This window comes from Streptomyces sp. NPDC093111 (genome assembly GCF_040683955.1).
In the GTDB taxonomy this organism is placed as follows: domain Bacteria; phylum Actinomycetota; class Actinomycetes; order Streptomycetales; family Streptomycetaceae; genus Streptomyces.
Window position 1 is genome coordinate 50367 of the sequence record NZ_JBFBNW010000020.1, and the last position, 11199, is coordinate 61565.

The following is an 11199-nucleotide window of genomic DNA, read 5'->3' on the forward strand; positions in this document are numbered from 1 at the left end:
GCCACGTCCGGGTGGGGCGGCGGGCTGTCCGCCGGGATGCTTCGGCCGGGGCGGCGGGCAGCCTGCCGTGGTACTACGGGCCGGGGCTGTGGGCTGCCTGCGGCGGCACTTCAGGCCGGGGCTGCGGTCTGCCCGCCGTGGTACTTCAGGCCGGAGTGGCGGGCGAGACCCGGCCAAAGGGAGGGCGGCGGGAGCCCGGGGCGGACCGATCATGGGAGACTCGCCCCCATGAACGGCAAGGCGACGACGACCACGCGAACACGGCTGGACAGGGGGCGCAGCGCGCTCGGACCCGCGCTGGAACTGGTGCACACGGGCCGGGCGCCCACCCGCGCCGTCCTCACCGCGGAGCTCGGCGTGACCCGTGCCACCGCCGGAGCCGTCGCCGCCGAACTGGAGGCGCTCGGCCTCATCCGGGTCGACTCCAACCCGGGCGCCGCGGCCGGCTCGCAGGGACGCCCGTCGCACCGCCTGTCGGTCGACGAGAAGGGCCCCGTCGCCCTCGCCGCGCAGGTCCACGCCGACGGCTTCCGCGCGGCCCTCGTCAGCCTCGGCGGCGCGCTCGTGGCCACCGCCCCCGGCTGCGTCACCGTCTCCGCCGACCCCGCCCAGGTCCTCGGCGCCGTCGTCGAGGCGGGGGTCGGGCTGCTCCGCGAGACGGGGCGCCGCTGCGTCGGCGCCGGCCTGGCCGCGCCCTCCGCCGTCGCCGAACCCGAGGGCACCGCCCTCAACCCGCTCCACCTGGCCTGGCCCGCGGGCGCGCCGGTGCGCGAGATCTTCGCCGAGCAGGTGCGCGCGGCCGGGATCGAGGGCCCCGCCTTCACCGGCAACGACGTGAACCTCGCCGCCCTCGCCGAGCACCGCCACGGCGCCGGGCGCGGCGCGAAGGACCTGCTGTGCGTGGCCACCGGCCACCGCGGCGTCGGCGGCGCCCTCGTCCTCGACGGGCGCCTGCACACGGGGAGTTCGGGCCTCGCCCTGGAGGTCGGCCACCTCACCGTCAACCCGGAGGGCCGCCCCTGCCACTGCGGCTCGCGCGGCTGCCTCGACGTCGAGACCGACCCGCTCGCCTTCCTCACCGTCGCGGGCCGCGACCCCGGCCCCGAGGTCTCCCTCCTCCAGCAGGCCCGCGACCTCCTGCGCGACCACTCCGACGACCCCGGCGTACGCGCCGCCACCGAGGAGCTGATCGACCGCCTCGGCCTCGGCCTGGCCGGTCTGGTCAACATCCTCAACCCGGACCGCATCATCCTCGGCGGACTCCACCGCGAACTCCTCCACGCGGACCCGAGCCGCCTCCGCGCCGTCGTGGCCGACCGCAGCCTCTGGGGCCGCAGTGGCGGCGTCCCGATCCTCCCCTGCACCCTCGACCACAACAGCCTCGTCGGCGCCGCGGAACTGGCCTGGCAGCCGGTGCTCGACGATCCGCTGGCGGCGCTCGGGGGTCCGGTCACGACGGAGCAGGCGCCGTAAAACCAGTGGGCGTCGCGGGTCAGGCCGACTAGGGTCCGGGCCCATGACCACCCAAGATGATCTTCCGCCGCGCCTCGGTCGCGGCCTCACCTTCCACGGACCTCTCTCGGAGGCCAGGGCCGAGCGGCTCGTGGCCCGGATCGCGGCCGGAACACCGGGGACGGTGCTCGACATCGGGTGCGGGCAGGGCGAGTTGCTGCTCCGGGTCCTGGAGGCCGTGCCCGGCGCCAAGGGCGTCGGCATCGACATCGACGGGGCCGAGCTGGTCCTCGGGCGGGAGCGGGCCGCCGGGCGCGGGCTCGCCGAACGGGTCGCGTACGTCGAGGAGTCCGCGGTCGGCACCGCGCACGGCCCCGCCGACGCGGTGCTGTGCCTCGGGTCGGGGCAGGCGCTGTGCGAGGGCGACACGTACGACCTGCCCGTCATCCTGCGGGAGCTGCGCCGGCTGGTACGGCCCGGCGGCCGGGCCGTGCTGGGCGAGGGATTCTGGGAGCGGACGCCCACCGAGGCCGAGCTCGGGGCCATGTGGCCGGGCGCGCGGGCCGACGACCACCCGTCGCTCGCCGTGCTGGTCGACCTCGCGATCGAGGCCGGGTTCCGGCCGCTGTGGACCGAGACGGCGAGCCCGGAGGAGTGGGAGGAGTTCGAGTCCGGATACCGCCACGACGCCGAACTCTGGCTCGCCGCCCACCCCGAGCACCCGCAGGCCGCCGAGACCCGGGCCCGCGTCGACCGGCAGCGCTCGGCCTGGCTCGGCTACCGGACGCTGCTCGGCATCGCGTACCTGACCCTGGTGGCGGTGGACTGACCCCGTCCGGATCCGGCGTCCGGGCCGGTGGATTGGATCCAGTCTGGGCGTCGGGGCCGGTGGATTGGATCCGGTCCGGGCGTCGGGGCCGGTGGATTGGATCCCGTCGCCGCCGGGGGCGTGGAGCGGATCCGTCAGGCGGCCGGGCCGGTCACCACAGGCGTCCCGAGCGGAGGCCGTGTCGGCCCGGGGCCGACAGGTGCAGGACCTGGAAACGGTCCCCCGCCCCGGCCGGGGCCTCCGCCCCGGCCCACAGGGTGAACGACAGCAGTTCCCAGTGGTGCGGGTCGATCGCCAGGGCGCTCGCCACCACACCCTCGGCCTTCGCCTCCACGGCGTGCCGTTCCACCGCGTCGGCGACCGCCTCGCCGGGCGGGGTGCCCTCGCCGAGCGGGGTCGCGCGGCGCGTCGCGATGAGCGGCGCGTGCCCGGTCGCCTGGCCCTCCTCGTACGCGAGCCCGGTCCAGTGCCGCACCACGGGCCGGCCGAAGTCGTTCACGATGCCCTGGAATCCGGGGCCCCAGAGGAACGCGTTCATGCCCTCGGGCGCCGCCCACAGGTAGAAGGGCGCGTACTGGTTGACCGGCGAGCCGTCCGCCCGCTCCCGCATCAGATACGCCTTGAGGCCCAGACCCGGGAAGTCGTCCAGGAGATGCCCCCGGGTCGCCACCCGCTCGCGGATGATCCCCATGTCGTAGTCGGCGGGCAGGGTGACGGCGTACTGCATCGCGTGCACGGGACTCGCTCCTCGGCTCGGCGGGACGGGGGACGGCCGCGCGAGCGGACCGCGCGCCGCCGCGACACCCGCCGCGGCCCCCCTCATGATCCGACTGTACCCACCGGCGGGTGCGGAGTCGGAGCGGGCGGAGGCGGGAGCGGGAGGCGGGAGCAGGGGGCGGGGGCCCCGGTACTCCCCACGGTGTACGGGCGAAGCCGCTGGGGGTACGACGACTCGGCGGGGGTCTCGGGGCGAGGCTCGAAGCATCGACCACACGAGGAGCTGAGCACGATGAACACCCTCGCCCACGCGGGCCCCGGCCCATGGGCCCTCTTCTTCCCGCTCGTCTGGGCCGCCGTGATCGTCACCGTCGTGACCGTCCTGCGCCGCTTCGGCCCGCGCCGCCACCGGGGCCCCTGGGGCCCGCGCGTCGACGAGCGGTCGCCGATCGCGCTGCTCGGGCACCGGTTCGCGGCCGGTGAGATCGACGAGGACGAGTACTGGCGGCGGCTGACCGTCCTGGAGGAGCAGTTCGGGCGCGCCTCGGACGAGAAGGGACGGCGGTCATGAGCGTCACGACCGGCACGAAGGCGCCGATTCCGGCCGCCGCGGCCCGCGTCGTGGACGCGGTCAAGGTGTACGGCGGCGGGGACACCGAGGTCAGGGCCCTGGACGGGGTGAGCGTCGACTTCCCGGCCGGCCGCTTCACCGCGATCATGGGCCCCTCGGGCTCCGGCAAGTCCACACTGATGCACTGCGCCGCGGGTCTCGACACCCTGACCTCCGGCTCCGCCCTGATCGGCGACACCGACCTGTCCGCCCTCGACGACCGGCGCCTCACGCTGCTGCGCCGGCAACGGATCGGCTTCGTCTTCCAGGCGTTCAACCTGCTGCCGACCCTCACCGTCGCGGAGAACATCACGCTGCCCCTGGACCTCGCGGGCACCACCCCGGACCGCGCCAGGCTCGACGGGCTGATCGACGCGGTGGGGCTGCGCGACCGGCTGCGGCACCGGCCGGGCGAGCTCTCCGGGGGGCAGCAGCAGCGCGTCGCCGTCGCCCGGGCCTTCGCCGGGGACCCGGACGTCGTCTTCGCCGACGAACCCACCGGAAACCTCGACTCGCGTTCCGGCGAGGAGGTGCTGCGGCTGCTGGGTGACACCGTCCGGCGCACCGGCCGGACGGTCGTCATGGTCACGCACGATCCGGTGGCCGCCGCCCACGCGGACGAGGTCGTGTTCCTGGCCGACGGGCGGCTCGTCGACCGGATCCCGTATCCGACGGCCGATGTCGTCCTGGACCGGATGAAGTCCTTCGACCGGAGAGGAGCGGTGACATGACCACCCTGCGGCTCAGTCTCGCCTCCCTCCGCGCCCACCGTCGCCGCTTCCTCGGCACCTTCGCCGCCGTACTGCTCGGCGTCGCCTTCCTGACCGGCACGCTCGTCATGGGCGACACCCTGCGGGCCGGTTTCGACACCCTGTTCGCCGACGCCAACCGGGGCACCGACGCCGTGGTCCGCAGCGCGAACGTGGTGACCGTCGCCGGCGAGGGGCAGGGCACCCGCAGCCCCGTCGACGCGGCGCTCGCCGACCGCATCGCCCGGGTCCCGGGCGTCGCCGCCGCCGTGCCGCGCATCGAGGGGGCCGGGCAGCTCGTCGGCGCCGACGGCAAGCCGATCGGCGGCAAGGGACCGCCCACCCTCGCCGGATACTGGATCCAGGATCCACAGCTCAATCCGTACGCCCTCGCCGAGGGCCGCGCCCCGCAGAAGAGCGGCGAGGCCGTCGTCAACCGTGGCGCGGCGAAGGCCGGCGGGCTGACGCTCGGCTCCACCACCGTGCTCCGCACCCCCGACCCCGTGCGGGTCACCGTCGTCGGCCTCGCCACCTTCGGCGGCGCGGACGGCATGGGCCAGGTCACCTACACCGGGCTGACCCGCGCGGACGCCGAGAAGTACCTCACGCCGAAGGCCGGGGACGCCTCCGACATCCTCGTCCGGGCCGGTCCCGGGATCTCCCAGCGGGAACTGGTCGACGCCCTGGACCCCGTACTCCCCGAGGGAGTCGAGGCCCTCACCGGGCAGCAGGCCACCGACGAGAGCAACGCGTCCGTCTCCGGCCGCTTCCTCAGCCTGTTCACCACCTTCCTGCTGGTGTTCAGCGGCGTCGCCCTGCTGGTCTCGGTGTTCTCCATCCACAACACCTTCGCGATCGTCGTCGCCCAGCGGACCCGGGAGAACGCCCTGCTGCGCGCCCTCGGCGCGGCCCGTCGGCAGGTCGTCACGATGACCCTCACGGAGGCCGTCGCCGTCGCCGTCCTCGCCTCCGGGGCCGGACTCCTGGGCGGCATCGGCGTGGCCGCCGGGCTCCAGGCCCTCTTCCCGGCGATCGGCTTCCCCTTCCCCGAAGGGGACCTGGTGGTCAAGGGCCTGTCCCTCGCGCTGCCGTTCGGCGTCGGGCTCGCCGTCTGCGTCGGCTCCGCCCTGCTGCCCGCCGTCCGGGCCGGGCGCACCGCGCCGCTCGCCGCGCTCCGCGAGACGGCCGTCGACGCCTCCGCCTCCTCCCGCACCCGTACCGTCACGGGAGCCGCACTCCTCGCCCTGGCCGTCGGCCTGGCCCTGGCCGGCGTGCTCGGCCCGCCGTCGCTGTGGCTCGCGGGGGCCGGGGCGGTGCTCGCCGTCGCCGCGTTCGTCGTCCTGGGCCCGCCGGCCTCCTCGTTCGCGGTACGGATCCTCGGCGGCCCGCTGCGCGGCGCCAACCGAGGGCTCGCCCGGCGCAACGCGCTGCGCAGCCCGCGGCGGACCGCCGCCACCGCCACGGCGCTCATGATCGGCGTCGCCGTCGTCTCGCTCTTCACGGTCTTCGGGGCCTCGCTCAAGGCGACCATGGACCGGACCGTCTCGCACTCCTTCGCCGGGGACGTGGCCGTCAGCGCGCCGTCCTTCGGGGCGGGCGGCAGCGGCCTCAGCCCACGGCTCGGACCCGCCGTGGCCGCGCTGCCGCAGGTCGAGACCGCCGTCGGGCTCGGCCGGGGCGTGGCGGAGGTCGACGGCCGAGGCCGGGCCCTCACCGTCACCGACCCGGCGGCGCTGGCCCGCACCTTCGACCTGGGGACCGTACGGGGCTCCCTGGACGGGCTCGGCACGGACGGCCTCGCCGTCGCGTCCTCCGAAGCCGACCGCTACGGGCTGGCCCCGGGACGCACGGCCCAGCTGGCCTTCGCCGACGGCACCCGGCGGACCTTCACCGTCAAGGCCGTCTACCAGGAGTCCGAACTCGCCGGCGACTACGTCCTCACCCGCGCCGCCTGGGCCCCGCACCACACCCAGGACGCCGACCGGCTGGTGGCTGTCACCTTCAAGGACGGCGTCTCCGTGGACGAGGGCAAGGCGGCGGTGGAGCGGGTCGCGGCACGGTACGGCGACCCGGAGGTGCAGACCAGGGACGCGTACGCGGAGTCGTCGGCGGCCGGCATCGACATGATGCTGACCCTCGTCTACGCGCTGCTCGCGCTCGCGGTGCTGATCGCCCTGCTGGGGATCGCCAACACGCTGACCCTCGCCGTCCACGAGCGCACCCGCGAACTGGGGCTGCTCCGGGCCGTCGGCCAGACCCGCTCCCAACTGCGGGCCATGGTCCGCTGGGAGTCCGTCCTGATCGCCGCCTTCGGCACGACCGGTGGTCTGCTCCTCGGCGGCTTCCTCGGCTGGGTCCTGGTCCGCGCCTCCGACGGCGCGAGCGACAGCGCCTTCGTCTTCGCGCTTCCGCCGGCCTCACTCGCGATCGTCGCCGCCGTCGGCCTCGCCGCCGGAGCGACCGCCGCCTGGCGCCCGGCCCGTCGGGCCGCCCGCCTGGACATCCTGCGGGCGATCGCGACGGAGTGACGGGGCGTTGGATCCAATCCTCTGGATCCAGTGTCCTGGACCCAGTGTCCTGGATCCAATGTCCTGGACCCGAACTCCTGGATCCCGTCGCCCGGATCCAGGAGTCACGGCACCAGCGCCGCCGACTCCAGCGGCCCCGTCGTCGTCGCCCCGTACACCACATCGGTCCGCGGCGGCTCCGCCACCGGCGACGGCGGGGCCTGGAGCGTGAACCAGACGACCTTCCCCGAATCGCCGTGCGGCCGGACGCCCCAGCTCTCGCTCATCGCCTCGATGATGGCGAGGCCGCGGCCCGAGGTGGCGAACTCGGTGTCCGTATCGGAGGGTTCGGTGAGGTCGGGTATCCGCGGATCGTGGTCGCGGACGGAGACCGTGAGGCGGTCGAGCAGCAGCGCGACCTCGACGGTGCATGTCTTGTCCGGCTGGGCGTGCCGGTGGACGTTGGTCAGGAGCTCGGTGACGCCGAGCGCGGCAAGGTCGATCAATGCGTCGAGCTGCCAGTGGCGCAGTTGCGCCGAAACGATTCTGCGGACCTGACCGATCCGCGGCGGCAGGGCCTGGAGCTCCACCGTGCAGTACCTGCTGGGCTCGCTGATCACGGCTGCGACTCCCCGAAATAGGTCCGGAAGAAGACGGAGGTTCGGATCTGTCATGCGGTGTGGCAGGGCGGTGGGCCGGCTCGCAGCGTCACCGCCGGTAAACCCTCGGTGAGGTGGTTCCAGCCTGAACCAGTGGTGACGGGGCCGCAACTCGCGGCGACTCGCCGCAGGTCAGGAGTGCGGGCCGGACTTCCTGAGGACTTCGAGCAGTCGCCCGGAGCCCGCGTCCGACATGCCGGAGATCCGGTAGCGGGTGCCGTTCACCGTCGCGACCGCCTCGTCGGGCTTCGCGAACCAGGGCCGGCCGGCCCGCACCTCGTCCAACGGCGCGCTGTCGATCTCGCTGCCGTAGCTGGTCAGGAGGGAGAGCCGGCCGTCCTCGACGCGTACCTCGCCCGCGCGCGTCAGCGACCTGGGCCAGCGGTCGATCCGTACCCCCGTGGCCGTGAACTCGGGTTCCGTCATCTCGTCCGCCCCCTTCGCGCAGGCACTCCCGACCCCAGTGTGCCGGGCCCCCGCGCCCCGCACCAGCAGGCCCTTCCCGGAAGCGGCCGGAAGGCTTCCGCGGGAGCGTCTGCAAGCCACCCCTATGGACTCCCAAAGGGAACGTTTGCCCAGGTGGGAGCGGTATTGTCGGTCAGTGGGGCACGGTTGCACATTCCATGAGAAGAGGGCGCACATGACCAGCATCGACGACATCGCGCGCAGAGCCATGGCCACCATCGACGTCGACCGCAGCGACCCCGGCTACCGGTCGTGGCTCAAGGAGGCCGTGCGCAAGGTGCACGCCGACGCCAACCGCTCGGCCGACACCCACCTGCTGCGTTTCCCGCTCCCCGACAGCTGGGGCATCGACCTCTACCTGAAGGACGAGTCGACGCACCCCACCGGCAGCCTCAAGCACCGGCTGGCCCGCTCGCTCTTCCTGTACGGCCTGTGCAACGGCTGGATCCGCCCCGGCGCGCCCGTCATCGAGGCGTCCAGCGGTTCGACCGCCGTCTCCGAGGCGTACTTCGCCAAGCTCATCGGCGTGCCCTTCATCGCCGTCATGCCGCGCACCACCAGCCCCGAGAAGTGCCGCCTGATCGAGTTCCACGGCGGGCAGTGCCACTTCGTCGACGACTCGCGCACGATGTACGACGAGGCCGCCTCGCTCGCCGAGCGCACCGGCGGCCACTACATGGACCAGTTCACGTACGCGGAGCGGGCCACCGACTGGCGGGGCAACAACAACATAGCCGAGTCGATCTACGAGCAGCTCAAGCTGGAGCGCTACCCGGAGCCCGCGTGGATCGTCGCCACCGCGGGTACCGGCGGCACCTCGGCGACCATCGCCCGCTACGTGCACTACATGCAGCACGACACCCGGGTGTGCGTCGCGGACCCGGAGAACTCCTGTTTCTTCGACGGCTGGACCCACCACGACCCGGAGGCCAGCTCCGACTGCGGCTCCCGGATCGAGGGCATCGGGCGGCCCCGGATGGAGCCCAGCTTCGTCCCCGGCGCCATCGACCGCATGATGAAGGTGCCCGACGCGGCGAGCGTCGCCGCCGTCCGCGCCCTGGAGACGGCGATCGGGCGCAAGGCCGGCGGCTCCACCGGCACGGGCCTGTGGAGCGCGTTCAAGATCATCGCCCAGATGGTCGCGGAGAAGCGCACCGGCAGTGTCGTCACCCTGATCTGCGACCCGGGCGAGCGGTACCTCGACAAGTACTACTCGGACGCCTGGCTGGCCGAGCAGGGCCTCGACATCGCGCCGTACGCGGCTACCGTGGAGCGCTTCCTGGCGACGGGTGCCTGGCCGGAGTAAGCCTCCGCTCCAGGTTGCGCATCGCGTCCCGGAAGGACTTGCCGACCCCCGGCCGGGCCAGCCGCATCGCCACCCGGCAGGGGCGGTTCCCGTCGACGGCCATGGTCCAGCGGACCCGGGTGCCGTCCGCCGTGGGGGAGAGGACCCACTCCTCCAGGAGGGCGGAAAGCCCGGGGACGTTGGTCTCGTCGACCCGGTACGCGTAGCGCGCGGCCGGGTCGGTCGCCAGGATCGTCTCGCGGAACTCCACCCCGCCCTTCAGGCGGACCGTCCGCCCCGCGCCGCCGTGCGTCGGCGTGGCGGACCTGACGGCACTGAACCACGCGGGCGTGCTGGCCAGTTCGACCGCCAGCGACCGGTACACCGCCGCCGGCGGGGCGGCGAGTCCGGTGGTGAACACCAGGCGCAGCGGCGCGGACGCGGCGAAGTCAAGCTCCACCGGCCTCAGTCGGCGTGCCATGGGCGGTACCTCCCGTCGGGCGGGCCGTGGATCCGGAGCTTCCACCGTAGCTGACAAACCGTCAGTTATGCAGTAGCCCGTCCAGGGCCCGGCCGAACAACACCCGCCCCGCGAAGGCCAGTACGGGATCGAAGGCGGCCGGAACCCCGCGCAGGCGCAGCTCCTCCACCCACACCACCCGACTGCCCGAGGGGCCGCCCGAGGCCCCGGCGCCGGTCTCCGCCGACACCTCGAACGAGGCCGCGCCCAGCACCACCCGCCCCCGCTTCACCAGCCGGCACACCCCGGTCCGGCCCGGCGCGGGCGGTTCGAGGACCACGACCTCCATCGGGTCGTCGAAGGCGAGCCGCCCCACACCGGTCCGCGCCGTGAACCGGGTGCCCACCGCGTTCGGCCCCGCCGTCAGCACCGTCGTACGGGTGAACGGGACCTGCGCGCCGTGCGCGGGCCAGTCCGTCAGCCGACGCCACACCTCGGCGGGCGGCAACGCCACGCTCCGCTCCACCCGGAACCGGCTCATCCGCGCCCCGCCCGCACCGGCCCGGCGCTCACTCCGGCTCCTCGCCCGCCACCACGAGTCCCGGCAGCCGCTCCGCCATCTCCTCGCGCAGCTCCGCCGACAGGCCCCGGTCCGTGACCAGGGTGTCCACCTCGTCGAGCGTGGCGAAGGAGCTCAGCCCCACCGTCCCCCACTTGGTGTGGTCCGCGACGACCACCACCCGCCGCGCCGAACGCACCAGCCGCCGGTTGGTCTCGGCCTCCGCCAGGTTCGGCGTCGACAGGCCGGCCTCCACCGAGATGCCGTGCACCCCCAGGAACAGCGCGTCGAAGTGCAGCGAACGGATCGCCTGGTCGGCCACCGGCCCCACCAGCGCGTCCGACGGCGTGCGCACCCCGCCGGTCAGCACCACCGTCGCCGCCCCCGGCCGGGCCTCCCCGCCGGAACCCGAGTGCTGCGCCTCGTAGAAGACGTCCGCGACCCGCACCGAGTTGGTCACCACCGTCAGGTCCGGCACGTCGAGCAGATGCCGGGCCAGCGCGTACGTGGTCGTACCGCCGGACAGGGCGATCGCCGTCCCCGGCCGCACCATCGCCGCCGCCGCCCGGGCGATCTCCTCCTTCGCGCCCAGCTCCAGCGCCGACTTCGCCTCGAAGCCCGGCTCGTGGCTGCTCGCCTCGACCACCGGCACCGCCCCGCCGTGCACCTTCGCGACCACCCCCTGCCGGGCCAGCGCGTCCAGGTCCCGGCGGACCGTCATGTCGGAGACGTTGAGACGGCGGGTCAGCTCGTTGACCCGGACGCCTCCGCGCCGCCGCACCTCGTCGAGAATCAGGGCGCGCCGCTGCTCCGCGAGGAGGTTCTGATTGTCGCTCATCCGCCGGGGCCGGTCCTTTCCGCAGGGAACAGGGAAGAAAGAGGAGAAGGGGTGTCGGAATCCGGGAGG

At 74.2% G+C, this 11199-nt stretch carries 12 protein-coding genes; 6 read left to right on the forward strand and 6 right to left on the reverse strand.

Annotated features, from left to right (window positions below; translation table 11 throughout):
• Window positions 1-228: 228 nt before the first annotated feature.
• Window positions 229-1473, forward strand: coding sequence for an ROK family protein (locus AB0Q96_RS30460; RefSeq protein WP_365331017.1), 1245 nt, complete (start codon window positions 229-231; stop codon window positions 1471-1473).
• Window positions 1474-1516: 43 nt separating this feature from the next.
• A complete protein-coding gene (locus tag AB0Q96_RS30465; protein WP_365331019.1) occupies window positions 1517-2281 on the forward strand; it encodes a methyltransferase domain-containing protein in 765 nt (254 codons plus the stop codon).
• A 151-nt stretch (window positions 2282-2432) separates the two neighbouring features.
• Here the strand turns inward: AB0Q96_RS30465 and AB0Q96_RS30470 are convergent, their stop codons facing one another.
• Window positions 2433-3017 carry a DUF4865 family protein gene (locus AB0Q96_RS30470; protein WP_365331021.1) on the reverse strand — a complete coding sequence of 195 codons (585 nt, stop codon included), beginning with the start codon at window positions 3015-3017 and terminating at the stop codon, window positions 2433-2435.
• A 273-nt stretch (window positions 3018-3290) separates the two neighbouring features.
• Between AB0Q96_RS30470 and AB0Q96_RS30475 the strand changes: the two genes are divergently transcribed.
• Genes AB0Q96_RS30475 through AB0Q96_RS30485 form a run of 3 tightly spaced genes read left to right on the forward strand, consistent with a single transcriptional unit; the run spans window position 3291 to window position 6885 of the window.
• Window positions 3291-3569, forward strand: coding sequence for an SHOCT domain-containing protein (locus AB0Q96_RS30475; RefSeq protein ID WP_365331023.1), 279 nt, complete (start codon window positions 3291-3293; stop codon window positions 3567-3569).
• Entirely contained in the window at window positions 3566-4339 is a 774-nt protein-coding gene (locus AB0Q96_RS30480; protein WP_365331025.1) for an ABC transporter ATP-binding protein, read from the forward strand. The genes AB0Q96_RS30475 and AB0Q96_RS30480 overlap by 4 nt, the downstream gene beginning before the upstream one ends.
• Window positions 4336-6885: an FtsX-like permease family protein gene (locus AB0Q96_RS30485; RefSeq protein ID WP_365331026.1), complete on the forward strand. Its 2550-nt coding sequence runs from the start codon at window positions 4336-4338 to the stop codon at window positions 6883-6885. Before AB0Q96_RS30480 ends, AB0Q96_RS30485 begins: the two co-directional genes overlap by 4 nt.
• Before the next feature lie 104 nt (window positions 6886-6989).
• Here AB0Q96_RS30485 and AB0Q96_RS30490 read toward each other — a convergent pair whose 3' ends face one another.
• Complete coding sequence (locus AB0Q96_RS30490) at window positions 6990-7484, reverse strand: ATP-binding protein (protein WP_365331028.1); 495 nt, start codon at window positions 7482-7484, stop codon at window positions 6990-6992.
• A gap of 171 nt (window positions 7485-7655) precedes the next feature.
• Entirely contained in the window at window positions 7656-7949 is a 294-nt protein-coding gene (locus tag AB0Q96_RS30495) for a hypothetical protein (protein WP_365331030.1), read from the reverse strand.
• Window positions 7950-8163: 214 nt separating this feature from the next.
• Between AB0Q96_RS30495 and AB0Q96_RS30500 the strand changes: the two genes are divergently transcribed.
• A complete protein-coding gene (locus tag AB0Q96_RS30500) occupies window positions 8164-9294 on the forward strand; it encodes a PLP-dependent cysteine synthase family protein (RefSeq protein WP_365331032.1) in 1131 nt (376 codons plus the stop codon).
• Here the strand turns inward: AB0Q96_RS30500 and AB0Q96_RS30505 are convergent.
• From AB0Q96_RS30505 to AB0Q96_RS30515, 3 genes are all read right to left on the reverse strand, one after another.
• Window positions 9251-9754, reverse strand: coding sequence for an SRPBCC family protein (locus tag AB0Q96_RS30505; protein WP_365331034.1), 504 nt, complete (start codon window positions 9752-9754; stop codon window positions 9251-9253). The genes AB0Q96_RS30500 and AB0Q96_RS30505 overlap by 44 nt on opposite strands.
• Window positions 9755-9815: 61 nt before the next feature.
• Window positions 9816-10274, reverse strand: a complete 459-nt coding sequence (locus AB0Q96_RS30510; protein WP_365331036.1) for an SRPBCC family protein — start codon at window positions 10272-10274, stop codon at window positions 9816-9818.
• 28 nt (window positions 10275-10302) lie between these two features.
• Window positions 10303-11130, reverse strand: a complete 828-nt coding sequence (locus AB0Q96_RS30515; RefSeq protein WP_365331038.1) for a DeoR/GlpR family DNA-binding transcription regulator — start codon at window positions 11128-11130, stop codon at window positions 10303-10305.
• Between the last annotated feature and the right edge of the window lie 69 nt (window positions 11131-11199).

What these genes read in the sequence shown, in the direction of transcription:
- AB0Q96_RS30460 (WP_365331017.1), top strand. Translation starts at nt 229, where the DNA reads ATGAACGGCAAGGCGACGACGACCACGCGAACACGGCTGGACAGGGGG.
- AB0Q96_RS30465 (WP_365331019.1), top strand. Translation starts at nt 1,517, where the DNA reads ATGACCACCCAAGATGATCTTCCGCCGCGCCTCGGTCGCGGCCTCACC.
- AB0Q96_RS30475 (WP_365331023.1), top strand. Translation starts at nt 3,291, where the DNA reads ATGAACACCCTCGCCCACGCGGGCCCCGGCCCATGGGCCCTCTTCTTC.
- AB0Q96_RS30480 (WP_365331025.1), top strand. Translation starts at nt 3,566, where the DNA reads ATGAGCGTCACGACCGGCACGAAGGCGCCGATTCCGGCCGCCGCGGCC.
- AB0Q96_RS30485 (WP_365331026.1), top strand. Translation starts at nt 4,336, where the DNA reads ATGACCACCCTGCGGCTCAGTCTCGCCTCCCTCCGCGCCCACCGTCGC.
- AB0Q96_RS30495 (WP_365331030.1), bottom strand. Translation starts at nt 7,949, where the DNA reads ATGACGGAACCCGAGTTCACGGCCACGGGGGTACGGATCGACCGCTGG.
- AB0Q96_RS30500 (WP_365331032.1), top strand. Translation starts at nt 8,164, where the DNA reads ATGACCAGCATCGACGACATCGCGCGCAGAGCCATGGCCACCATCGAC.
- AB0Q96_RS30505 (WP_365331034.1), bottom strand. Translation starts at nt 9,754, where the DNA reads ATGGCACGCCGACTGAGGCCGGTGGAGCTTGACTTCGCCGCGTCCGCG.
- AB0Q96_RS30510 (WP_365331036.1), bottom strand. Translation starts at nt 10,274, where the DNA reads ATGAGCCGGTTCCGGGTGGAGCGGAGCGTGGCGTTGCCGCCCGCCGAG.
- AB0Q96_RS30515 (WP_365331038.1), bottom strand. Translation starts at nt 11,130, where the DNA reads ATGAGCGACAATCAGAACCTCCTCGCGGAGCAGCGGCGCGCCCTGATT.